A 25,667-nucleotide genomic window follows, 5' to 3' on the forward strand; every position below is an offset into this window, starting at 1 on the left:
TTTAACTAGCTGTTTACAACCTTAATCTTATCATAGCCTGTCTTTATAAAATCATGAGACGAAAATATTGTTAATTGATCGCATGTATAATTTTTAATTACCAGTTCCGCTTTTTTAAACAAAGCTGTTCACTTTCCCACAGGAGTCTACACATATTTCTAAATTCCTCCTATTGAAAACAACAATCCTTTTAAAAACAGCCTTTTAAAAAATAGGTTATTAATATTCGTCTTCTCTAAATCCAAAATCACGAAGCTGAGTCATTTTATTACGCCAGTCTTTTTGGACTTTCACCCATAACTCTAAATATACTTTATTTCCAAGAAGATTTTCGATATCGATTCTTGCCCTTTTTCCGATTTCTTTCAGCATACTACCTTGTTTGCCGATAATAATCCCCTTTTGAGAATCACGTTCCACGATAATTGTTGCCATCACATTGATAACATCATTTGATTTTCTCTCCATTTTCTCCATGACTACGGCAAGGGAATGAGGGATTTCTTCTCTCGTTAAATGGAGTGCTTTTTCTCTTATTAATTCAGAAACGATAAAGCGTTCCGGATGATCTGTTACTTGATCTGCTGGATAATATTGCGGCCCTTCTGGCAAATATTTCTTAATTTGCGTCAACAATGTTTCCACATTATTTCCTTCTAAAGCAGAGATAGGAATAATTTCTTTAAACGGATACTTTTCTTTATAAGATTCTATGATTGTAAATAATTGATCTGGGTGAATGGTATCAATTTTATTAATAACTAGGAATATCGGTGTCTTTACTGTTTGGAATTTTTCAAGAATAAATTCTTCTCCTTTACCAAACCCTTCTTCAGCATTCACCATAAAGAGAATTAAATCCACTTCTTTAAGCGTATTCTGAGCAACCTTCATCATAAAATCGCCGAGTCTATGTTTAGGCTTGTGAATTCCCGGTGTATCGATGAAAATAAGCTGCGCATCATCTGTTGTTAATACACCTTGCACTTTGTTTCTAGTTGTTTGTGGCTTGTCGCTCATAATAGCAATTTTTTGACCGATAACACGATTCAAAAAAGTGGATTTCCCTACATTCGGTCTTCCAATAATAGATATAAATCCTGATTTATGTTCTGTTTGATTATTTATGTTCATTTAAATCCTCCGGTGAAAATGCTCCTGGTAATAATTCTGCGACTGTCAATGTTTTTACATCGCCTTTTAAATTGGTTAATACTACTTCCATATCTTTTGGACATAATTCAGAAATTACTTGTCTGCATGCTCCACACGGAGAAACTGGACCGTCTGTATCAGCAACGACAACTAACTTCTTAAAAGTAGTATCACCTTCTGAAACAGCTTTAAACAACGCTGTTCTTTCAGCGCAATTTGCCATGCTATAGGCTGCGTTTTCAATATTACACCCATGATAAACGGTTCCATTTTCTGAAAGAAGAGCAGCGCCTACCTTAAATTTTGAATATGGTACATATGCTTTCTCACGAGCAAGCTTAGCTTCATCCATTAGAAGTTCCACTTTCATAAAATCCCTCTTTTCTTTTAGCTGTTTTTTCATTCGTTTGCAGTTTACATTAAGAGTATTAACTGAATGTTGATAGGTATTTGAGTTGCCAATCCCTCTTTCAACAAACTTTATTTTAAAATAATATTTTACAGTGGATGGTTATCCCTTTTTGTCAGCAAAATTTTTGCTTATAAATTATTTTAAAGAAAAAAATTAGCGTTTTCAAATCTCATTATCATTGACCCTATGTAATATATACTGTCTTAAAATTATATACTAATTTATACATACAATAAAGAGGCAGAAGTCAGGAGTTTTAATTGTTTACTATTTCTTAAAAAATTGTCGTAACGATTCTATCTTTGACTAATGGATTGTTGCAACTTATCGGACCTATACAGGAGAGTTCAACCTCACTTCCTCGATTTTCCGTTTCTTTCGGTTGGGGTTTAACTAGCCTTAAGAGTGGGTTAAAAAAGTCATGTAAAATAACAGAAAAAAGCTATCTTTTAAAAATAAGATCCAATCGCAATGAATGATAATCATTGCTTCATCGATCTAATTTTTATCTAGATAGCTTTTTCTTATTTCTAGCTCATTATAGCTTGTAGTATTTTCGGGATAAAAATAACTCCACCAATCACCACAGAAAGAATTGCTGCTACAAATACGGCACCTGCCGCTATATCCTTTGCCTCTTTTGCCAATGGATGATATTCACTTGTAACCAGATCTACTACTCGTTCAATAGCAGTATTTATCAGCTCCAAACTAATGACTAACCCAATACAAAACGCAATGAACATCCACTCATGTTTCGATAAATCATTTAAAATACCTAATATAATAACAAGAATAGATATTACCAAATGAATCTTTACATTTCTTTCTTGTTTAATAGCAGTTAGTATTCCTAAAACAGCTAGGCGGAAGGAGGATAATTGACTGTTCTTTCGAATCCTTTTATCTTTGTAATCCGAACTCATCTAATATATCCTTTTGTAGAGTAAACATCACTTTTTCTTCTTCTTCTGTCATATGGTCATATCCTAGCAAGTGCAAAAAGCCATGAACAGATAAAAATCCAAGTTCTCGCATATATGAATGACCATATTCCTTTGCCTGTTCCTCCGCTTTATCGATAGAAATGACAATATCGCCTAACATTCTAGGAAGACCTTCCCCAACCAACTGAATCTCGCCTTCTCCTAATTCCTCAAGTGCAAAAGAAATGACATCTGTTGGTTGATCCTTTTCTCTGTATTCCCTATTTATTTCTTGAATTTGCTCATTATGAACAAAAGTGATGGAAAGCTCAATTTCTCCTTGCAGGTTTTGTTTTTTAGCTGCAAATTGAAGAAGATCATTAATCTTTGTTCTTTCACTTTCCTTTACTTTTTCCGTTTCATCAATAAAATCAATTTCTAAATTCATACTATACTTCCTTTACTTTTTCATTTCAGGATATTCGATTCGTGAATGAAAAATCCCTTTTAATGTTTCACTTAATGTATTTCGAACAATTTCTAATTCCTTTAATGTTAAATCACATTCGTCCAATTGTCCATCTTGTAAACGATCAGAAATAATATTTTTAATTAATGAATCAATTTGATCCGTAGTTGGCGCATTTAAACTTCTTACGGCTGCTTCCACACTATCTGCAATCCCGATAATTGCTACTTCTCGTGTCTGCGCCTTCGGTCCAGGATAACGGTAATCATGTGCTTTTACCTCTCCACCCTTTTCTCTTGCCTTATAATAAAAATATTTTAATAAAGAGGTTCCATGGTGCTGCTCAGCAATATCGACTATTTCTTTTGGCATTTTATATTTTCTTAATAATTCCGCGCCATCCGTTGCATGGGCAATTATAATATTTTTACTTGCTTGAGGCGGGATGCGGTCATGGGGATTCCCCATATTCATTTGATTTTCAATAAAGAAATGCGGCCTTTTTGTTTTGCCAATATCATGATAATAGCAACCTACTCTTGCTAGTAAGCCATTGGCTCCAATCGCCTCGCATGCTGATTCTGCTAAATTAGCAACCATAACACTATGATGATAGGTACCAGGTGCCTCTGTTAAAATTTTTCGCAATAACGGATGATTTGGATTGGAGAGCTCAATTAACTTGATTGTTGAAAGAACTCCAAAGCCTGTTTCAAGAAATGGAAGGAAACCAATTGTTAAAACAGCAGAGCTAATTCCTGATATAATAGCCAATAAAATGAACACGCCATATTCTTTTGCACCATAATGGCCATTTTGCAAATATAAAATCGCTAATATCGTAACAATGTTAATGAAAGAAATAAAGAATCCTGCATAAAGAATATTGTTTCGCTGATTCCTTTTATTTAAAAATAACGTTCCTGCCAAACCACTCGCAATAATATATATTCCCATTCCAACGTTAAAAGTTCCAGCAACGCCTTCATTAAACATAATCATTCCACAAATGGCAAGAATAATGGTTACCAACATGGCTGATTTCTCTTCCATTAATATTTTAATTAGCATCACAGCCATTGCAGCCGGAAATATATAACCAATCTCTGTATATTCAAACTGTTGAAACATACTTATCGTTTTCATGAGGACAATCGTTACACTTAATACTAGAAAGAACATTAAATAAAATTGAATATTTTTCTCTTTTTCCTTTGATATTCTTTTGAATGTATAAAAATATAAAGCAGCTAGTATGGATAATATAATTAAACCTAAACCAATAAAGGGCTGAATCGAATTATCACTATCCAACAATCCAACAAGCTCAAGCTGCCTATGTATTTCCCTGCTAATTAATTGACCTTCTTCTACAAGAACTTGACCTTGAAGGACTCTTATCGGCTCAACGCTATCCACAGCTTGCTGACGCATCTCTTCAGTCGCAGTCGGATCATAAAACTCATTTTGAATAATGGCAAATCTTCCTAAGTCGATACTTGCACTTTTTAAATCAGATGTTAAACCATCATTAACCTTTAAAATATCCTCCACTCTTTTTTTCGCATTCTCAACCTCGTCAGAAGGAATCTTTCCATTCATGACTGTATGTATCGCTGTAACTGTAATATCTTTTGCTATTTCTAATTGATCTTCTGAATAAGGAATAAGTGATTTTAAAGATCGATCCATTATTTCGTTCGTCACTTCATTGGTTAGTTTTCCCTTTAGCAATTCGACCTTCTCATCAACAGATGGCTCTTTTATCGAATCTTTGTCCTTATCCTCTTCTTCTGCTTTTTTCTTTTTTTCTTCCAATTCTTTTTCTACTTCATTATTTACTTCCGTCACTGAATCAAATATGGATGATATTAAATCCACACGATTTTGCGCTATTTCTTTATTAACAACATATACGTCCTGTACTTGATTTTTTGCTTCTTCTTTCTTTTTTTCTGTACTTTCTTTATCTTCCACCGTGATTGGTGAACGAATCGTTTGATCTGCAACAGAAAATAGCTGTACGTTTAATTTTTCCGGCTTTACATTTCCATACAGTGTAAAGAATAGAATAACACCAATTAAAACAAATAGAATTATTTTAAAAAGGGTAATATTCATTAGTTTTATTACGTTATTACTCATTCTCTGCCAAACGCTCATATTTACCTCCTATCATTAAAAATAGGTTGATTAGCTTATTTATCATCTTAAACCTATTTCTTAACCCTTAACCTATCTAGATGAAATTTCTCCCTTTGCAGCTGGTCTAGAGGCTCCTCTTTACTTTCCTTTTTGCTAAGTAAAGTCATCATTAACATAGAAGCAAAAACCTTATCATATGTAAAATGATAACAGTTTTTTCGATTGTTTTCACCCTTTTTCGAAATATTTCATCTTTCCAAAAGGATTCAAACATAAAAAAGAGACAGTATACCTTAAGTCCTCTAAAACACTTAAGATATTGTCCCTTTTTTCTTACACATCTTGTTTTCCATATGCGTTAATGATTTTTCCAACTAATGGATGTCTTACTACATCACTTTCTTCTAAATGAACAAAGCCAATTCCGTTAACACTTTGCAGTATTTGTTCAGCAACCACCAAACCAGATTTAACACCTTTTGGTAGATCTATTTGTGTTTTGTCACCTGTAATCACCATCTTGGAACCAACTCCAAGCCTCGTTAGAAACATTTTCATTTGAGCATGAGTTGTGTTTTGTGCTTCATCCAAAATTACAAATGCATCATCCAATGTTCTTCCACGCATATACGCAAGTGGAGCAACCTCAATCGTATTTCTTTCAATCAAACGTGTTGTATGCTCCATACCGAGAACATCATGCAACGCATCGTATAATGGGCGTAAATATGGATCCACTTTTTCTTTCAAATCTCCTGGCAAAAATCCTAAACTTTCACCAGCTTCTACTGCTGGTCTTGTTAAAATAATTCGATTTACTTTACCATTCTTTAAAGCATTTACGGCCATCACAACGGCTAAATAAGTCTTACCGGTACCTGCTGGCCCTATTCCAAACACTAAATCATGTCTTCTTATAGAGCGTATATACTCACTTTGTCCAATTGTTTTTACTCTAATTGATTTACCTTTAATCGTTTTCGCTATTTCTTCATCATATAGTGACCCGAAATATTCAAGTGTTCCTTTCTTTGCCAAAGAAATAGCATAAATCACATCTCGTTGACTGATAGAAACACCTTTACGGATAACTTGTAAAAGTTTCTCAACAATATCCCCCACGAGCTCTATTGAATCAGGACTTTCAGAAGAAACAAGCAATGTTTCTCCTCTCGTTACGATGTTACAATCTAATTCTTTCTCAAGCACTTGCAGATTGCTATCTCCATTACCAAGTAAAGCAATCGCTTCGTTTGGATCTTTCAATTTTACATTCATCGTTTTTAAATCTTCTGTCATTCTGTATCTCCTTGAGTTAGAGGATGTGCTTTCGCAATGTTTTCTACTGTTGTAAAAGCTATATTTAGTTTTACTTTACCATTCTTTATATCTTGTTGCAAAATTTTTTCTTCCTTAATTTTTCCATCTTCTCCAATTCGTTTCATAATATCCTTTCTTGCATCTTCCTTCCCTTTCTTCACAGCTTCCTTGCCACTATATCCCCTTTTCACAATTTCCTTTTCCCGATAAGTCTCATTTACAACCTTCACCGGTAACTCCCATTTGAAAAACTTAACATTCGTCTCGTTCTCTTCTTTCTCAAACTGCTTATATTCTACTTTGCCGAATCCCCATACAGGTATATCCCACTTACCTAGCCTTATATAAAATTTTTGTTTCTCTTCTCCATTAAATACTTGGAAAGTTGTTTCTAAAGGAACTGTCACTTCGGTTGTATACCAGACTTCCCCCCATACTTTTCCTTTAGCAGATACACTTTTCGTATTATCTTCCTTTCCTATTGTTCCAGAAACTAACAATTGTCCTTTTTTTACAACTTCATTGATTGTATATTGTTTCGTACCAGATTCCACAAAATCAGATACTATTGTCGCTTTTTTCGTCGCTACTAAATTTTGTGGTCCCACTTCTTCCTTCTTCTTCGGTTCATTTTTCTCAACAACCTGGAAATGATAAGTTGTCCCTTTTAACTCCACACCAATCCATGTAATCGCATCAATATTATTCGTTAGTTCCGCTTGGATTTCATCTAACTCTTTCGCAAAAAATTGAAATTTACCAATTTTAATATCCATCTTGTCAAGCTGCTTACGTATCTGATATTCTGTTGCCGGATTTGCTCCCTTAACCTCTATTCCCCATACCATATTGGATAAAGTCAGAACTAGTCCTAAAAAAAGGAATAACCCCATCACAAAACCACTATTCTTCCACAATCTCTTATATAGAAATGGAGCTCCAGCTCTGCGCTGAAACTCTATTTTTATACCGCTACCTCTAACTAAACGACGAAAATGGTGAATTTTCTTTAAACTAATTTGAAAAGTTACAGCTTGAGGTCCATGTTTTTTTACACGCCAGATAGCAATATCATTTTTTAATAACTTATTTAAAAAGCGTTCTAAACCTTTGCCCGTTGCTTTCACTGTAATAATCCCTGTTAAATATTCAATCCAATGATTTTTCATAATTTCCTCCCAAATCACTCATTTATGTATAAAACTTGATCTATTTTCCCTTCTAATAATATTTCTTCCGGCAATATCGTTTTAATAACGAACCCTTTTCCTTTGATTAACAGTTGCCCTTGTTTTAAAAGCAATCGCAATTCTTTATCTGAAAAGGTTATTAACCCTCGGTGGTTCTCTACATAAATATGTATTTGTCCGATCATTGTGATTCTAGGTAAGTCCATCATGACATCTTGAGGAAGTTCTAAGTTTTTAATCATCCAGTTCCGCAAGTTATGTCCCCACTTTTTAGCCATAAAAAAAGAACCCCCCTTTCCTCTCTTTTATGAGATTCTCTAGATAGACAGTACGCTTTCTTACACTTACTATCATCATATTCAAGGAGTTTTACATTATGCTAAGAAAAACATTGGCAGCATGCTTTCTATCGAAATTTTCTTCTGTTTAATCTTACACGCATAAAAAAAGAGCCATTATCAAGCAAATAGTTTCTCGAAGGGAGAAATAACGCTTAATAATAACTCTCTATACTTGTATTTCTTATTTTTTAGTTTTACTTTGCATAGATGCTCTATGCGGATTTCTTGATCGAGGGGAAGCTAAAACTTCAGAAAATACGACTGCCTGAACAATATTTTCCTTTGTAAAGAAGCCTTCCGAATCTGCTCCTTTAACCACCTTATTTAAAACTGGCACTTGAGCTCCTCGATTTCGTTGCTGTTCCATCATTTTAATTTTCTTTTGTAAACTTGCATTTTCTCTTTGAAGCCTTTCCAACTCAGAAAGTGGTTTTTTCTTTTCCACCACTTTTTTTGTTTTTTCAGGAACTGCCATGACTGGTTGTTTTCTTTCCACTTCTCGGTTAACAGGCTTTGGCACCTGTGGTCTTGTTTGTTTAGGAGCCTGTTGTTTTTTGCTATTGTCAAATATAGAAGAGAAGAGAAAAGCTACAACAGCAATTATTATTGGAAGGATTTCCAAATCTTTTCCCTCCCTTTCTTAAAGTTTACTCATTATCATCTTTATTTTTCTGATCATCTGTCAATTTGCCAATGGAGCCTCGCATTTCTGTATCAGCAGTTATATTTTGTAAGTTCATATAATCCATTACACCCATATTGCCAGAACGCAATGCATCAGACATAGCCATAGGAACCTCTGCTTCTGCTTCCACAACTTTAGCACGCATTTCTTGTACTTTTGCCTTCATCTCTTGTTCTTGGGCTACAGCCATTGCTCTACGTTCTTCTGCTTTCGCTTGAGCGATTTTTTTATCTGCTTCTGCTTGCTCTGTTTGTAATTCCGCTCCGATGTTTTTGCCGATATCAACATCCGCAATATCAATCGATAGAATTTCAAAGGCAGTACCAGCATCTAAGCCTTTAGATAAAACAGTTTGAGAAATCATATCTGGATTTTCTAATACCTTTTTATGGTTATCAGACGAACCGATTGTCGAAACAATTCCTTCCCCAACTCTGGCTACAACTGTTTCTTCTCCAGCTCCCCCTACTAGTCTCTCAATATTTGCACGCACTGTAATTCTTGCTTTCGCTTTAACTTCAATACCATCCATCGCTACACCAGCGATAAAAGGTGTCTCAATTACTTTCGGATTGACACTCATTTGAACCGCTTCTAATACATCCCGTCCTGCTAAGTCAATAGCAGCACATCTTTCAAATGATAACTCAATATTTGCACGATGGGCAGCAATTAAAGCATTTACAACTCTATCTACATTACCTCCGGCAAGATAATGACTTTCTAATTGGTTAATCGTTGCATTTATCCCAGCTTTATGTGCTTTAATTAGCGGATTTACGACACGACTTGGAATTACCCTTCTTAAACGCATCCCCACCAATGTAAAAATACTAATTTTCACTCCAGCTGCTAAAGCAGATATCCATAGCATGACTGGCACAAAAGTTAATAGTACCCCTAATAAAATAACTGCCAGTACTACTACGATAATCCAAAAAATTTCAAATCCTCCAACTAACATTACTCATCCTCCTTTAGTATATCTTTCGTTAGTATTTCCCTTACCACAATTCTAGAACCTTCAACTTTTACCACTTTTACATTTTTCTCTTTATCAATAAAACTACCTTCACTCACTACATCAACTCTTTCCTCGTTCACGAGAACTACGCCAGCAGGACGTAATGCAGTCAAGGCAATTCCTGTTTTTCCAATCAAATCCTCGCGATTTTGATTAGAGACATACCCATTTTCTGTACTAGTTGAGTCTGTTAATATTATTTTTCTAAAGAATTTCATTTTTCTACCAAACACCTTTACTAATAAGATAGATGCGATAATCGAAACCCCTATTGCGATTACAAGGCTTATCCCTATGACCGCAATATCTCCACTTGCAAGAAACATACTTGCTATGACTGAAACAATCCCTATTGCTCCCGCTATTCCTCCGACGACAAAGAATTCCAATATAATTAAAAGGATACCTATCACAAAGAGAATTAGACTTTCATATCCTGCAAGTCCTGCGACTAGGTGACCATAGAAAAAGAGCAGCAGTGCAGATATTCCCGCAATTCCCGGGAGTCCAAATCCAGGTGAATATAACTCAATAATCAACCCTAGACTTCCAATCGACAATAAAATAGGAACGATAATAGGATTTGTCACGAACCTTGCTATTTTCTCTGCGAAACTTTCATCTAGCCTTTCTAATTTTGCATCCTTCAAGTCTAACTGATTCAATACATCATCTAAACTTTTAACAGTACCGTTTGAATATTCTATTTCTTGTGCTTCAGATGAAGTTAAGGTTAAAAAAGTCCCAGATTTCTTTATTCCCGGTATAGCAATAGATTTATCTGCCATAGCCATCGCATAAATTGGATCTCTCCCTGTCTTCTCTGCTGCACCTTTCATCGCAGAAAGCCAGTAAGATTGAGCTTTTTCATCCGCTGCGTTTCCTTGTTGGTCAATCACTCCAGAAGAGCCTATCCTGCCTCCTTCCACCATATAGATTTCATCGGTATTTAACGCAATATAAGAACCTGCTGAAATAGCATCTTGATTAATGTAAGTTACGGTTTTAATATCTGTTTCAGATATTCTTTTTCCTATTTCAATAGCAGCCGAAACGTCTCCACCAGGAGTATTCATATCAAAAATAATGGCACTAGCGCGATTTTCTTCTGCTTCTGTTATTGCTCGATCGATAAACTCACTCAAACCTTTTTCAACAGTATTCTTAATCGGAACCACATATACTATCTTGTCATTATTCGCATAAATGATGCTTGGAATGATAGATAGTAAAAGCATAAAAAGAAGAGGAATAAACAATAATTTCTTTTGCCTTTTCAAATTCTCCCTCCTTTCTAAAATATAATAGGAAAAGCTTATGACTATGTATACGGTTAACTTGATGAAAAGTTTCACTTTTTTTTAATTTTTTATTAGATGTTTTTTTGTAAATAGATAAAACAAAAATTAGGCAAACGACCTCGTACTCTAAAAAAAGAAAACCTTTTCAATCCATTTATGTAAAAAGGCTGCAGACTTAATCTGCAGCCTTTAAAACATAAACTTATTTATGAAAGGTGTTGTTGTACAAGTTTATTTACTAGTGAACCGTCTGCTTTTCCTTTTACTTTAGGCATTAAAGCAGCCATCACTTTTCCCATCTCTTTCTTCGAAGAAGCACCAGTATCGGCGATTGTTTGTTTCACAATCTCTGCTAGCTCCTCTTCCGAAAGCTGTTCAGGCATATATATTTCAACATGTTTTAACTCCGCACGTATTTTGTCAACAAGATCTTCACGACCTGCTTTCTCAAACTCATGGAGGGAGTCTTTGCGTTGTTTTACTTCGCGAGAAAGGACAGATAACTCGTCTTCTTCAGAAAGATCTCTACCAAGCTTAATTCTTTCATTCTGAATGGCAGCCTTAATCATTCGAATTACAACTAGTTTATCTTTTTCTTTGTTTTTCATCGCTTGCTTCATATCATTGTTTAAGCGTTCGAGAAGACTCAATTTAGCTACACCCTCTCTTAGAACTTACGTTTTCTTGCTGCTTCTGATTTTTTCTTACGTTTCACACTTGGTTTCTCGTAGAATTCGCGCTTTCTAGCTTCCTGCAAAGTACCAGTTTTTGATACTGAACGTTTGAAGCGACGAAGAGCATCTTCAAGCGATTCGTTTTTACGAACGACGGTTTTAGACATTCTCTTTCCCTCCCTCCGAACACAACACACTAACATCAACATGGTTTCCATGTACCTTGACATTATAATATATCAAAGTTACAAGGTCAACCGTATTTGACCTAGTTAGACAAATTGTTTTAAAAAAACGTAAAAAAAAGGTGTTTTACACGAGAAATCAGCCTTTTTCTCCCTCCATTCCTTTCTCGTCCTCAATTTTTCCCTCTATAAATCATTTTAAACACCCTGCCATATAAGCTACTATAAAGAAGTTTATTCTTCTATCATTTAAATGGCATGTCCTTCTTCTTCTCTTCATATAGTTCTGATAAGGAGGAAGCATACAATGATTTATCTTTTACTTTTTATCGGACTTATCCTTTTATTTATTTATGGAATGACGCTTTTACGAACAGGCTTATTTAATTTATCTTCTCATTCATTGAAAGGTTTACTCGAAAAATTAACAGATAAACCTTGGAAGGGCTTAATCGTGTCCATCATTATTACAGCACTTCTCCAAAGCAGTGCTGCAGTTATGGTGCTCACAATCGGATTAATTTCTGCAAGAGTTTTAACTTTTCCTCAATCCATTGGAATTATTTTAGGAACAAATATTGGGACAACATTTACAACCGAATTTATTACTTTTGATATTAATAATTATTTACTGCCACTTGCCATTATTGGTGTACTGTTTATGATTATAAATAAATATCAGTTAAGAAGTTTTGGTTTCATTTTATTTGGTATTTCTATCGTCTTTACAACGATGAGAGGCTTTAAATATTTTGCTGGAATGATTGAAAACCAAACAACATTAAATACTTTTTTTCTCCAATTGGCAGATCGTCCTTTCCTCGCTCTTCTAGTTGGCATTGTTATTACCGCATTGATTCAATCAAGTACTGCTACAATTGGAATTATTATGGGTTTTTTGACGGCAGGACTGCTTCCTATCGAGATTGCTATTGCAATTATGTTAGGTTCTAATATTGGAACATGCGTTACTTCTTTTTTGGCTTCACTCGGAACAGAAAAAAGTGCGAAACTCTGTGCATATGCCCATATTTGGTTAAATATCGGTGGGGTTATTTTGTTTTATCCATTTATCCATGAATTAGCTGCTATTGTTAAAAATATGACGTCCGATATTGATGTCCAACTGGCCCATGCAAGTCTACTATTTAATGTCTTGTCTTCGCTTTTAGTTCTTCCCTTTGCTGAACGTTTTGGCAAATTAATCATGCGTATACACAGTTAAAGATGTTTTTCTCTATATTGGGTTAATGAAAAGAGACTGGACAGAACAAAATATATAATAAATAAAGACGAACAATCTCTCATTTAGTAGCGAAACCAACTCGTTCCATTACGCTACAGACACTCTATGGAGACCACTGAAAAAGTCTTTTTTCGTGCGAAATGAAGAGCAAGCATGTTTGAAAGTAAAAATAAGATTGGTTTGGAGAGGAGTCCGCTCGACTCCTATGGGAGCTGCGAGAAAGTCCAAGACCCCGCAGGAACTTAAGAAGCGAGGAGGCATGGTGCTCGCCCCATGGAAAGCGAAGTGTATTTAGGCTGCGGCTGATCACCACAAACCTTCTTTCTTAAAATGAATAAAACCCCAAACAATCATACGAATATTTCTTATATGTACGTATAATCGTTCGGAGTTATTTGGTTGAAAATACTTATGTTTCAGTCTCTTTACATTACTTTTAATAAATCATATTGGGATTGATATAAATGATAATACAATCCTTTTTTAGTCATTAACTCTTCATGGGTACCTTTTTCCGCAATTCTACCACCATCCACATAAAATATTTGACTGCTATTTTTAATTGTCGATAGGCGATGGGCGATGATGAAAGAAGTCCGACCTTTTAACAATTCGGTAATTCCTTCTTGCAGGAGTTCCTCTGTTTTTGTATCAATGCTACTCGTAGCTTCATCTAAAATCAGTATTTTAGGGTTTGCTAAGAGGGCTCGTGCAAAAGAGATCAGCTGCCTTTGTCCCGCTGATAATGTACTGCCTCGTTCCTCTACAACAGTATGATAACCGTCCTTTAAATCTTTAATGAAATCATGAGCTCTTACAATTTTAGCTGCTGCAATAATTTCTTCTTCAGTTGCATCCAGCTTTCCATAACGAATATTTTCTAGAATGGTTCCTGAAAATACAAAAGTGTCTTGAAGCATCACACCCATTTGCGAGCGGAGAGATTTCAGCGTAACATCCCTGACATCTATCCCATCAATTTTTACGCTTCCTTCATTTACATCATAAAACCTGCTTAACAAATTGATAATGGTTGATTTTCCGGCACCTGTTGGTCCTACTAAGGCAATGCTTTCGCCCGCATTTATATGAAAGCTAACATCGTTAAGGATGTTTTTCCCTTCTTCGTAGCGGAAAGAAACATGGTCAAATGTGACATTTCCCTTTATTGTTGGCATTTGGATCGCTTTTGGATCATCCTTAATATCTGGTTCTACATCCAATGTTTCAAATATGCGCTCTAAATAAGCGGAAGCAGTAATAAGCGCATTATAGAAGTTCCCCATATTTATAACAGGGTTCCAGAAATTATTGACATATCCAATAAACGCCACAAGTGTTCCTGTACTAACATCTACCCCAATCTGACGTATTCCTACGAAATAAATTAAACTTGTCGTTAAAACAGAGATGTTTTGCACCCCTGGCCATAATAAAAACTGAATGGATACTGCTTTAAGCCAAGATGTACGTGTCTCATTACTAACTTCATCGAAAATTTCAAAGTTTTCCTCTTCCCTAGCAAATGATTGGGTAATTTTTATCCCAGCAATACTTTCATGGATATAGGCATTCATATTAGATTGTTTATTACTTAACACTTGATATGCTTTTCTCTGCATATTTTTGATAACCCATACTAATAATCCTAAAATCGGCAAGAGTGCTAAACTATACAACGTTAATTTTGCATCAATTGCAAACATGAAAATTAACGTAATAATTACGCTGATGATATCAGAAATGAGATTGATTAAACCGTTACTCAATAAATCACTTAATGTATTAATATAGTTAACGACTCTTATCAAAATTTTCCCATGGGGACGATTATCAAAATAAGAAAAGGGAAGCTTCTGTAAGTGCTGAAAAATATCTAAGCGCATATCCTTTAAAATATTCTGACCAATTTGTGTAATCCATTGAATACGGTAGCGCATACATATTCCGATTACAACTAGAGAAAGAATAAACAAAATACTAATTCCTATCAGTAATGATATATCTTTATTTGGTATAATTTCATCAATTGCAATTTTCGTAAAAAACGGACCAAGCATCCCTGCCACGTTGGCAATTAATATGATTAGCAATGTAATAAACAATGCCTTTTTATAAGGTTTAATATAAGCACCGATTCGTTTATAGTGACTCCAATTAAATTCGGTTTCTAATTCTTCATCGACATTAAATTTATTACGGGCCAATGGTTGCTCCCCCTTCTTCCTGCTCTACTAATCCTAGCTGTCTTTTGTATACATCGTAATACATTCCTTTTTTGGCAACGAGCTCTGCATGTGTTCCTCGTTCCTTTACTTCGCCTTTATCAAGAACTAAAATAAAGTCTGCTTCTCTCACAGAAGAAATCCGATGCGCAATAATAAATGTTGTTTTAGTTTGCGTTAGCTGAGTTAGTTCTTTTTGAATCTTACTTTCTGTTTCCATGTCTACTGCCGATGTCGTATCATCTAATATTAAAATAGACGGATCCTTTGCTAACGCCCTCGCTAAGGAGATTCTTTGCTTTTGACCGCCAGATAATCCAACCCCACGCTCGCCTACGATTGTATCGTATCCTTCAGGCATTTTAGCAATGAAATTATGAGCATCTGCAATAGCTGCTACACGCTGAATCTGTTCCATATTCAAATATGGATTTCCAAAGGAGATATTTTCCTCAATCGTATTGGAAAACAAAAAGATGTCTTGCATTACCATCGAAATTTGATCACGGAGCTTCCGTACTGGCCATTCTTTGGCATTGACTTGATCAATTAATACTTCCCCATCTGTCGGGTCATAGAATCTTGCAATTAAGTTAACAAGCGTAGATTTGCCTGATCCTGTTTCACCTAAAATCCCCACTGTTTGCCCCGGTCGAACGCTAAAGGAAACATTTTTTAAGATTGGTGTTTCTGGATCATCGGAAAACGCAAAAGAGACATTTTCAAATGTTACATATCCAGAAATTTTCTTGCCTTTCTTTCTGTCTTCCACCATAATTTGCGGCTCGGTATTTAATAAATTTCTAATTTTTACACACGATGCATTAAAACGCTGCACATCATTTATCAGCCATCCGCTCATACGCATTGGCATATTTAGAAGCCACATAAAGCCGTTAAAAGCAACCAAATCACCAATGGACATACTTCCTTGGATAACAAATAAACCACCTAATAATAATGTAATAACAGCTAATACACCTGCAAATCCATCCAACCAGGGTAAATACTTTTTCGAAACATTGGCAGAATCAAGATTACGCTTCCGATAATCATTATTAAAATGATTAAACTTTTCAATTTCATATTCTTCACGAGAAAACGCTTTAACTACTCGGTTTCCACTAATATTTTCTTCTACCATGGAGTTCAGTCTTGAAAAACTTTCGCGAATTTCTAAAAATACAGGATGTGCTGCTTTGGACATTTTTTGCGTAAAAATAAAAATAATTGGTGTAACGGCAACAAGTGCTAATGTTAGTTTCCAATCGATGCTCATCATTACTAGAATAGCAACGACAAACCAGATGACACATTCAGCGATATTGTAGCAAACCCATGAAACAAAATGGCGTATCGCATCCATATCCCCTGTCATCCTCGCCATAATATCTCCTACTCTATTATGATTGAAAAAGTCAAAATCAAGCTCTTGTAGTTTTTTGTACATATCTTGCCTGATTTCAAACTGTGCATCTTGACCAACATGTTCATAGAACATTTGGTATATGTAACGAGTAACCGTTCTAATAAGTGTTGCCCCTATCATCGCTAACAGAATTGGAACTAAGAGTTGGACTCGATTATTCTCAATGACTTCATCAATCAATTTTCCGCTTAAAATAGGAATAATCACTACAAAGAAGGAATTTGCCAATAAAATCAACGTTGCACTAATTACTTTTTTCTTATTCTTCTTTACATAACTCCAAATCCATTGGTAATTATTCAATAGGAATCTACACTCTTTCTTTTATTATTTGTTTACTTCAAAAATGATATTTCTAAAGATAGATAAATATACTTGTAAAACTAAATTCACTAAGTGAAATCAATAATATCTCTTAATACAAATAAAGGGGTGTATAAAAAGTTTAGATTCGCTTTCATACTTTCTGCCTCTCTCCCATCTTTTTGGCGTTGTTAAACCATTTGTTACGCTCTGCTGCCTATCACAAACTTTGATCCTCCTTATCTGCCTTTTTGCAGGTAACAACTACGTTAACAATGCCATTTAAATTATTTTATTTTAAAATGCTACAAATAGTATCACTGCTTAAGTGCAGACACTACTTGTAAGTTTAAAAAGATAAGAAAGAACTCATTTCTTATCACAGATTAATTTTAGTCATGACTGTTTGACGTAACTAGTACTTAAATTGTATAATTATGGACAAAATTTGACTTGAAAGGAGTACATTGAATGTTATACTATCAATCAAATTATTTTGGACAAAATGGCGATTTTGATCGTATATCAGCATTCACTCCTACTAACCTTCCACACTTCCACCGCAGCATGGAATTGATAATGGTCGATGAAGGAACACTGGAGCTTAATATACAGAATAAAACCTATACACTGCAAGCTGGAGAAAACGCTCTCATTCTTTCAAATCAGATACATAGTTTGCATAGCACTCAGAAAAATCACTCTTGGATTTATGTCTTTTCACCAGAATTGGTTAATCAGTTTTATCAACTAAGTAAAAATAAAGACTTAATCCATCCAGTATTCAGTTTACAACCTAACACTTGTGAGATGATAAAGGAGTTGTTCATTAAAAGTAAAAGCTCGATGCTTGCTAAAAAAGGAGTATTATATTTGATTTGTGCGGAATTATTAAACCAAACATCATTTAAAGAGGAAACACGGAGAGATGATTATTTATTACATGATTTACTGAACTATATCCAAAATCACTTTACAGAGGAACTTTCATTAAAAGAGTTATCACAAAGGTTTGGTTATGATTATTCTTACCTATCTAGATTTTTTACAAAGATACTAAAAGTACCATTCGTTGATTTTTTAAACGGGCATCGGGTTACATTGGCATCCCAATTATTAAAAACAACGGATAGTAAAATCACAGAAATTGCTGATATGGTTGGATATAAAAACATTCGCAGTTTTAATCGAAACTTCGAAAAAATTATGCATACTACCCCAAGTAATTACCGAAAAGCATATACAGAAACATATTAATACTATTAATAATCACATACCAAAAAATCCTTAGAAAAACGAAAGTATCGTTTATTCTAAGGATTTTCTATTACAACTATTAATAATCACCAGTGCTCGTTAAGCCATTAACGATTGCTATCCCAGAGCTTGCTCCAATTCTAGTTGCTCCTGCAGCAATCATTTTCTCTGTATCTTCGCTGCTGCGCACACCTCCAGAAGCTTTTACACCTACATCTGGTCCAACCGTTTTTCTCATTAATGCAATATCCTCAACCGTCGCTCCACCTGTAGAGAAGCCTGTTGAGGTTTTTACAAAGTCAGCTCCTGCTTCTACAGCTAATTTACAAGCGATTTCTTTTTCCTCATTTGTTAGCAGGCTAGTTTCAATTATTACTTTTGATAAAGCTTTGCCTTTAGCAGCGTCAACAACTGCTTTTATGTCTTCTTTAACTAAATCATAATTTTTATCCTTTAGCGCACCAATATTAATAACCATATCTACTTCTGTCGCACCATTTTTGATTGCATCCTCTGTTTCAAATGCTTTTGTTGCGGAAGTAGTTGCGCCTAAAGGGAAACCGATCACTGTACACACTTTTACTTCTGTTCCACTCAGTAATTCACTTGCAACTTTCACCCATGTTGGGTTAACGCAGACCGAAGCGAATACATATTGTTTTGCTTCTTCACATAGAGTAACAACCTGTTCTTTTGTTGCATCTGCTTTCAATAAAGTGTGATCAATCATTTTAGCAATATTCATTATGATTCTCCTTTGATTTATGTACTAATGAAAATGATGTCGAAGCTCTTTGCAGCAATTGAAACAAAGAGATTCAACAACATATTCTAAATTAATATTACTTTCCGTAACACAAAAAGTGAACAATTAATTTTTTCTTAAGAAACAATCGCTGCTTGATCTTCTATTTCTTCCAGAACGCGGACAAATTGTCCTTCATTCACAGGATAGCCAGCTTTGATGATTTTAACCTTAACAATTTTCCCAACCATTTCCTCTGTAGCAGGGAAAACTACCTTTAGATAATTATCTGTATATCCTACATAAAGCTTGCCATTTCCATCCTCTTTGTAAACTTCTTCTGGAATAACTTCTACTACTTCCGCTTCATAGTTAGACGCATATTCTTTTGCCAGCTGATCAGAAAGCGAAATCAAACGATGTACTCGCTCATTCTTCACATCTTCATCAATCTGGTTGTCCATACGTGCAGCAGGAGTTCCTGTTCTCTTTGAATAAGGGAATACATGTAATTCGGAAAATTTATGGTCTTTAATAAAATTATATGTTTCCATAAACTCTTCTTCTGTTTCTCCTGGGAAACCGACAATAACATCGGATGTAATTGCTAATCCTGGTAAAGCCTCTTTTAATCTCGTAATTCTTTCCGCAAAGAATTCCATCGTATATTTTCTTCTCATTCTTTTTAAAACAGTGTCTGATCCTGATTGAATAGGAATATGAAGATGATTTACAATTATTTTAGATTTATCCAATACTTCGATTACTTCATCTGTTATTTGACTAGCCTCAATAGAAGAAATCCGAAGACGCTTTAGCCCCTTCACCTGCGATTCTAGATCACGAAGTAGGTTAGCTAAATTATAGTCCTTCATATCAGAGCCATATCCGCCTGTGTGAATACCTGTTAACACGATTTCTTTATAGCCAGCATCCACTAATTGCTGCGCTTGTTTAATAACATCTTGTGGGTCTCTAGAACGCATCAATCCTCTTGCCCAAGGAATTATACAGAAAGTACAAAAGTTATTACAGCCTTCTTGAATTTTTAAAGATGCTCTCGTTCTATCTGTAAATGCAGGTACATCCATTTCTTCATAAACACGATTTTTCATGATGTTTCCAACTGCATTAATTGGTTGTCTTTCTTGTTTGAATTGCGCAATGTACTCTAGCATTTTCACACGATCCTGTGTCCCTACTACAATATCGACACCAGGGATAGCCATGATTTCTGCTGGTGATGTTTGTGCGTAACAACCTGTAACACAAATAACCGCATCAGGGTTTTTGCGGACTGCACGACGAATAACTTGACGGCTCTTCTTATCCCCTGTATTCGTAACAGTACATGTATTTATAACATATACATCTGAAATATTTTCATAATCTACACGTTCATAGCCTTGTTGTTTAAACAACTGCCAGATCGCTTCCGTTTCATAATGGTTTACTTTACATCCTAATGTGTGAAAAGCAACTGTTGGCATTTTTATCACTCCATCAATTCAAAATGATAAGATACAGCAGACAATAGATATAACGGTGCAGTCTCTGTTCTTAATATTCTTGGACCAAGTCCACATGTCACAAAATCTTGCTCTTTTAATAAATTTACCTCTGATTCACTTAGACCACCCTCTGGTCCAAACAAGGCAAGGATTGTTTGCCCCTTTGTCATCGACTGTAATTTCTTCGTTAACATAGCCGATTCGCCTTCTTTTGCCTCTTCCTCATAAGCAATTATCTTTACGTCATAGCTTTTTGAGCGTTTGATTAATTCTTTCATACTGATTGGGGTACTTACTTCTGGTATCATCGTTCGATGAGATTGTTCAGCCGCTTCTTTGGCAATTTTATTCCAGCGAATGAGCTTTTTTGCCCCTTTTTTTTCATCCCATTTAACGACAGAGCGAGCTGCTATAAAAGGGATAAACTCATAAGCGCCTAATTCTGTCCCCTTTTGAATAATCCATTCTAGCTTATCCCCTTTTGGCAGTCCGCTCACGATGGAAACAGAAACAGGTAGTTCTATTTCTCCTTCTAACCATTGTACCACTTTTGCAGTGACTTCGTTTTCGAAAATATTTTCTATTGAACACTGTGCTACCTGTTGATCATTATTGACACAGTATATTTTATCTCCAACATTCATGCGCATCACACGAACTATATGATGATAATCATCTTCTTGGATTATAAAAGTATCTTCTTCCTGTTTAGCAAAATAACGCTGCAATCGAATACCTACTTTCCTTTAAGCAATAGAGAAGGAAGAATCGCAAAACGAAACTTCCCTTTTCCTTTAGAATATACGCTTACTCTTACAGCTTAGCGCCGTCAAAAAGACATTTGTTATACCTTAGTTCTTTTTTTGAGCGGTAATGCTTACCCAATCTTCCATTTGTACTGTTTCTATTATTTCTAGTCCTGAAGCTATAATAGCATCTTTCACTTCTTCTTTTTTCTGAAGAATAATACCAGAAGCAATAAAGTAACCGTCTTTCTGAAGTAAACGGTAAACATCATCTGTAAATCGTACGATAACCTCTGCCAAAATATTTGCAACAATTACATCTGCCTGTTCGTCTATACCGCTTAATAGATTATTTTGGCGAACTGTTGTTTTTTCATGAACCTTGTTCAACTTAATATTTAGCTTTGCAGAACGTACTGCAACTTCATCCAAATCTAAAGCCAGTACAGAGCTAGCTCCTAGCATCGCAGCGGCAATGCTTAATACACCAGATCCAGTCCCTACATCAATAACCACATCATCTTTTTTTACTATTCTTTCCAAAGCTTGGATGCATAATACAGTTGTTGGGTGAGTTCCTGTACCGAATGCCATACCTGGGTCTAATTCAATAATTAATTCATCTGTATGAACTGGAGTATAATTCTCCCAAGTTGGCACAATTGTAAATTTCTCCGATATCTTTACAGGATGATAATATTTTTTCCAAGCGGTCGCCCATTCTTCTTCATTAACTTCCATAATAGAAACTTTATTTAATCCAATATCAATATTAAATAGTACTAAATTATTAATATTTTCTTTAATTGCTTCCACTGTTTCTCCAAGAAAACTATTGATCGGTAAGTATGCTTTAACTAGAACGCCTTCTTCAGGATAATCATCAGGATTTAGTTGGTAGATTTCGCCGAATTGGTCTTCTCTTTCCTTAATTAATTCAAAGGGATCTTCAATAACTACCCCACTAGCACCTGCTTCATGCAAAATATTTGAAATAGGTTCAATCGCTTCATTTGTAGTATGAATTGTGATTTCTGACCATTTCATTTCTACCAACTCCTTTTTGATTATGGCTGTTTTCGTAACGTTTGTTGCTATTACCTGCAGCCGAAATACACTTCGCTTTCCGTGGGGATCGCGCTAATCCCACAGGAGTCTACGTGTATTCCGGCTGCTCCATTTTCCAACTAATTCTTTTTTTCTATAGAAAAAAGAATTTGAGCAAATACAACTCTGATTATTCACCTTTAAATGCTTTTTTCACTTTAGAGAAAAAGCTATCATCTTCTTCTCCTTGAGGGGAAGCCCCTGTTACATCAGCAAACTCTTGTAAAATTTGCTTTTGTTTTTCGGATAGCTTTGTTGGCGTTATTAGTCGTACAATCACGTGTTGGTCACCTTGACCGTATCCACGCACATTTGGAATACCTTTGCCTTTAAGTCTAAATTTCGTTCCTGTTTGTGTTCCTGCAGGTACTTTTAGCTTCACTTTTCCATGAATCGTAGGGACTTCAATTTCATCCCCAAGTGCAGCTTGAACAAAAGTAATCGGCATTTCACAATATACATCTTCCCCATCACGCTCGAAGAAATCATGTCTTCTTATGTGGAATACAACATATAAATCACCTGCTGGTCCTCCATTCACTCCAGGCTCACCTTGACCAGATACTCTTAATTGTTGGCCATCATCGATACCTGCAGGAATTTTAACACTGATTTTACGGCGTTTTTTCACTTTACCAGTTCCGCCACAAGTAGAACATTTATGCTTAATCTCTTTACCAGTACCATGGCAATAATTACATGTTCTTCTATTCACAATACGACCGAACGGCGTATTTTGCTCTACATTCAATTGCCCTGTACCGCTACAATGCTTACATGTAACTGGTTTGGTTCCAGGTTTTGCACCTGTTCCACTACATGTTTCACAGTTTTCTTCTCTTGGTATTTCAATTTCTGTCTCTTTGCCAAATGCCGCTTCTTCAAATGAAAGGGTCATTGTATATTGTAAATCAGCCCCTTGGCGTGGAGCATTAGGATCTCGTCTTCTTGAACCTCCACCACCAAAAAATGTGCTGAAAATATCTTCAAAGCCACCGAAACCACCGAAGTCTCCCCCGCCACCAAATCCTTGATTAGGATCTGTGTGCCCAAATTGATCATAATGAGCTCTTTTTTGATCATCACTTAAAACTTCGTATGCCTCTTTGACTTCTTTAAACTTTTCATCTGCATCTGCATCTTTATTAATATCTGGATGATACTTTTTCGAAAGCTTACGATATGCTTTTTTTATTTCATCCTTAGAAGCGCCTTTGCTTACTCCCAGGACTTCATAGTAATCTCGTTTATCCATAATTGATTACCACTCCCCGATTCTTTTCACATAGATGCTATTGTATCATTTTGCCTTTCCAAAGTACAATAGTTTATTGCTATCTTTCTTAAATATCGATTAAAAACTTATTCTCTAAAAGAAAAGTCAAAGTCAAGATAACCTGACTTTGACTTTTTACTAGACGTCTATTGTTTATTTCAATTACTTATCGTCTTTTACTTCTTCAAACTCTGCATCCACAACGTTATCATCTTTACCAGATGCTCCGCCTTCTGCTCCTTCTGCTCCTTGTGCAGCTTGAGCAGCTTCTTCATATAATTTCATAGAAAGGGCTTGAACGATTTCTTGAAGAGCATCTTTCTTCGCACGAATTTCTTCTAATTCGTTTTTCTCGATAGCTGCTTTTAAAGCATCTTTTGCTTCGTTTGCCTTCGCTACTTCGCCTTCGTCCACTTTACCTTCTAAATCTTTTAACGTTTTTTCAGTAGTGAAAACTAATTGATCCGCTTCATTGCGTAGTTCTACTTCTTCTTTACGCTTTTTATCAGCTTCTGCATTTTCTTCTGCTTCTCTTACCATTTTGTCAATTTCTTCATCTGATAAGCCTGTAGAAGATTTAATTGTAATGGTTTGCTCTTTATTTGTGCCAAGATCCTTCGCACGAACATTTACGATACCATTTTTATCGATATCAAATGATACTTCGATTTGTGGAATTCCACGTGGTGCTGGTGGAATATCAGCTAATTGGAAACGGCCTAATGTTTTATTATCTGCAGCCATTGGACGCTCCCCTTGAAGCACATGGATATCAACAGCTGTTTGGTTATCAGCAGCAGTTGAGAATACTTGAGATTTAGATGTAGGGATTGTAGTATTACGCTCGATTAACTTCGTAAATACTCCACCCATTGTTTCAATACCTAATGAAAGTGGTGTTACGTCTAAAAGAACAACATCTTTTACATCACCAGTAATTACGCCACCTTGAATAGCTGCACCCATTGCAACTACTTCATCAGGGTTTACCCCTTTATGAGGCTCTTTACCGATTTCTTTTTTGATTGCTTCTTGTACTGCTGGGATACGTGTTGATCCACCTACTAAGATAACTTTATCAATTTCAGAAGCGCTAAGACCAGCATCTTTAAGTGCTTGACGAGTTGGTCCCATTGTACGTTCTACTAGTGAAGCTGAAATCTCTTCGAATTTAGCACGAGTTAAAGTTACTTCTAAGTGAAGTGGGCCAGCATCTCCAGCTGTAATAAATGGTAAAGAAATTTGTGTAGAAGCTACACCTGAAAGGTCTTTTTTCGCTTTCTCTGCAGCATCTTTAAGACGTTGTAGAGCCATTTTATCTTTGCTTAAATCAATACCATTCTCTTTTTTGAATTGTTCTACTAAATAATCAATGATAACTTGGTCAAAGTCATCTCCGCCTAGACGGTTATCACCAGCTGTAGATTTAACTTCAAATACACCGTCACCAAGCTCAAGGATAGATACGTCAAAAGTACCTCCACCAAGGTCATAAACTAAGATTGTTTGATCTTCATCTGTTTTATCAAGTCCATAAGCTAATGCAGCAGCTGTAGGTTCGTTAATGATACGTTCCACTTCTAAACCGGCAATTTTACCAGCGTCTTTCGTTGCTTGACGTTCTGCATCATTAAAGTAAGCAGGCACTGTAATAACAGCTTTTGTTACTTTTTCGCCTAGATACTCTTCAGCATATCCTTTTAAGTATTGAAGAATAATAGCAGAAACTTCTTGAGGAGAATAGTTTTTACCTTCTACCTCCACTTTATAGTCTGTACCCATATGACGTTTAATAGACATAATAGTGTTTGGGTTTGTAATAGATTGACGTTTTGCAACTTCCCCTACTTGACGTTCTCCATTTTTGAATGCTACTACAGATGGAGATGTTCTATTACCTTCTGGATTTGGGATAACTTTTGGTTCTCCACCTTCAAGTACAGCAACACAAGAGTTTGTTGTACCTAAATCAATTCCAATAATTTTACTCATGGA

The 25,667-nt window shown here is 35.5% G+C and carries 23 protein-coding genes; 2 read left to right on the plus strand and 21 right to left on the minus strand.

Annotation, left to right across the window (positions count from 1 at the left end):
- Positions 1–219: 219 nt before the first annotated feature.
- From era to rpsU, 13 genes are all read right to left on the minus strand, one after another.
- Complete coding sequence (gene era, locus NST60_RS23110; RefSeq protein ID WP_016202981.1) at positions 220–1,134, minus strand: GTPase Era; 915 nt, start codon at positions 1,132–1,134, stop codon at positions 220–222.
- A complete protein-coding gene (locus tag NST60_RS23115) occupies positions 1,121–1,558 on the minus strand; it encodes a cytidine deaminase (RefSeq protein WP_084668711.1) in 438 nt (145 codons plus the stop codon). The genes era and NST60_RS23115 overlap by 14 nt, the downstream gene beginning before the upstream one ends.
- 539 nt (positions 1,559–2,097) lie before the next feature.
- A complete protein-coding gene (locus NST60_RS23120; RefSeq protein WP_016202979.1) occupies positions 2,098–2,493 on the minus strand; it encodes a diacylglycerol kinase family protein in 396 nt (131 codons plus the stop codon).
- On the minus strand, positions 2,471–2,941 hold the full coding sequence (gene ybeY, locus NST60_RS23125) for an rRNA maturation RNase YbeY (protein ID WP_016202978.1): 471 nt from the start codon (positions 2,939–2,941) through the stop codon (positions 2,471–2,473). The genes NST60_RS23120 and ybeY overlap by 23 nt, the downstream gene beginning before the upstream one ends.
- 12 nt (positions 2,942–2,953) lie before the next feature.
- Positions 2,954–5,125, minus strand: a complete 2,172-nt coding sequence (locus tag NST60_RS23130) for an HD family phosphohydrolase (RefSeq protein ID WP_101730812.1) — start codon at positions 5,123–5,125, stop codon at positions 2,954–2,956.
- 315 nt (positions 5,126–5,440) lie between these two features.
- Positions 5,441–6,406: a PhoH family protein gene (locus NST60_RS23135; RefSeq protein ID WP_016202975.1), complete on the minus strand. Its 966-nt coding sequence runs from the start codon at positions 6,404–6,406 to the stop codon at positions 5,441–5,443.
- Positions 6,403–7,596 carry a sporulation protein YqfD gene (yqfD, locus tag NST60_RS23140; protein ID WP_016202974.1) on the minus strand — a complete coding sequence of 398 codons (1,194 nt, stop codon included), beginning with the start codon at positions 7,594–7,596 and terminating at the stop codon, positions 6,403–6,405. The genes NST60_RS23135 and yqfD overlap by 4 nt, the downstream gene beginning before the upstream one ends.
- Before the next feature lie 14 nt (positions 7,597–7,610).
- Positions 7,611–7,895, minus strand: coding sequence for a sporulation protein YqfC (gene yqfC, locus NST60_RS23145; protein WP_016202973.1), 285 nt, complete (start codon positions 7,893–7,895; stop codon positions 7,611–7,613).
- A 244-nt stretch (positions 7,896–8,139) separates the two neighbouring features.
- A complete protein-coding gene (locus NST60_RS23150) occupies positions 8,140–8,580 on the minus strand; it encodes a hypothetical protein (protein WP_254415424.1) in 441 nt (146 codons plus the stop codon).
- Between the two features lie 25 nt (positions 8,581–8,605).
- Positions 8,606–9,607, minus strand: coding sequence for a flotillin-like protein FloA (floA, locus tag NST60_RS23155; protein WP_016202971.1), 1,002 nt, complete (start codon positions 9,605–9,607; stop codon positions 8,606–8,608).
- Positions 9,607–10,947, minus strand: coding sequence for an NfeD family protein (locus NST60_RS23160; RefSeq protein ID WP_016202970.1), 1,341 nt, complete (start codon positions 10,945–10,947; stop codon positions 9,607–9,609). The genes floA and NST60_RS23160 overlap by 1 nt, the downstream gene beginning before the upstream one ends.
- A gap of 227 nt (positions 10,948–11,174) precedes the next feature.
- Positions 11,175–11,618: a GatB/YqeY domain-containing protein gene (locus tag NST60_RS23165; protein WP_101730811.1), complete on the minus strand. Its 444-nt coding sequence runs from the start codon at positions 11,616–11,618 to the stop codon at positions 11,175–11,177.
- Positions 11,619–11,635: 17 nt separating this feature from the next.
- Positions 11,636–11,809: a 30S ribosomal protein S21 gene (gene rpsU / locus NST60_RS23170; protein WP_003152957.1), complete on the minus strand. Its 174-nt coding sequence runs from the start codon at positions 11,807–11,809 to the stop codon at positions 11,636–11,638.
- 325 nt (positions 11,810–12,134) lie between these two features.
- On the opposite strand from rpsU, the gene NST60_RS23175 reads away from it, so the two are divergent.
- Positions 12,135–13,052 (plus strand): Na/Pi symporter, encoded by a 918-nt coding sequence (locus tag NST60_RS23175; RefSeq protein ID WP_016202968.1) that lies wholly within the window; start codon positions 12,135–12,137, stop codon positions 13,050–13,052.
- A 446-nt stretch (positions 13,053–13,498) separates the two neighbouring features.
- Here the strand turns inward: NST60_RS23175 and NST60_RS23180 are convergent, their stop codons facing one another.
- Positions 13,499–15,280, minus strand: a complete 1,782-nt coding sequence (locus NST60_RS23180; RefSeq protein ID WP_016202967.1) for an ABC transporter ATP-binding protein — start codon at positions 15,278–15,280, stop codon at positions 13,499–13,501.
- Positions 15,270–17,030 carry an ABC transporter ATP-binding protein gene (locus NST60_RS23185; RefSeq protein ID WP_341100426.1) on the minus strand — a complete coding sequence of 587 codons (1,761 nt, stop codon included), beginning with the start codon at positions 17,028–17,030 and terminating at the stop codon, positions 15,270–15,272. Before NST60_RS23185 ends, NST60_RS23180 begins: the two co-directional genes overlap by 11 nt.
- A gap of 471 nt (positions 17,031–17,501) precedes the next feature.
- On the opposite strand from NST60_RS23185, the gene NST60_RS23190 reads away from it, so the two are divergent.
- Complete coding sequence (locus NST60_RS23190; RefSeq protein WP_016202966.1) at positions 17,502–18,287, plus strand: helix-turn-helix domain-containing protein; 786 nt, start codon at positions 17,502–17,504, stop codon at positions 18,285–18,287.
- Positions 18,288–18,366: 79 nt separating this feature from the next.
- On the opposite strand, the gene deoC is transcribed toward NST60_RS23190, so the two are convergent.
- The 6 genes from deoC to dnaK all read right to left on the minus strand — a co-directional run bounded on the left by deoC (position 18,367) and on the right by dnaK (position 25,664).
- Entirely contained in the window at positions 18,367–19,032 is a 666-nt protein-coding gene (gene deoC / locus NST60_RS23195; protein ID WP_341100428.1) for a deoxyribose-phosphate aldolase, read from the minus strand.
- A gap of 137 nt (positions 19,033–19,169) precedes the next feature.
- Complete coding sequence (mtaB, locus tag NST60_RS23200) at positions 19,170–20,522, minus strand: tRNA (N(6)-L-threonylcarbamoyladenosine(37)-C(2))-methylthiotransferase MtaB (RefSeq protein ID WP_016202964.1); 1,353 nt, start codon at positions 20,520–20,522, stop codon at positions 19,170–19,172.
- Between the two features lie 5 nt (positions 20,523–20,527).
- Positions 20,528–21,271, minus strand: a complete 744-nt coding sequence (locus NST60_RS23205) for a 16S rRNA (uracil(1498)-N(3))-methyltransferase (protein WP_016202963.1) — start codon at positions 21,269–21,271, stop codon at positions 20,528–20,530.
- A gap of 123 nt (positions 21,272–21,394) precedes the next feature.
- Entirely contained in the window at positions 21,395–22,336 is a 942-nt protein-coding gene (gene prmA, locus NST60_RS23210; protein ID WP_016202962.1) for a 50S ribosomal protein L11 methyltransferase, read from the minus strand.
- Positions 22,337–22,526: 190 nt separating this feature from the next.
- On the minus strand, positions 22,527–23,651 hold the full coding sequence (gene dnaJ / locus NST60_RS23215; RefSeq protein ID WP_101730808.1) for a molecular chaperone DnaJ: 1,125 nt from the start codon (positions 23,649–23,651) through the stop codon (positions 22,527–22,529).
- Between the two features lie 183 nt (positions 23,652–23,834).
- Positions 23,835–25,664: a molecular chaperone DnaK gene (gene dnaK / locus NST60_RS23220; RefSeq protein ID WP_016202959.1), complete on the minus strand. Its 1,830-nt coding sequence runs from the start codon at positions 25,662–25,664 to the stop codon at positions 23,835–23,837.
- Between the last annotated feature and the right edge of the window lie 3 nt (positions 25,665–25,667).

Source organism: Niallia sp. FSL W8-1348, assembly GCF_038006745.1.
In the GTDB taxonomy this organism is placed as follows: Bacteria; Bacillota; Bacilli; order Bacillales; family Cytobacillaceae; genus Niallia; species Niallia alba.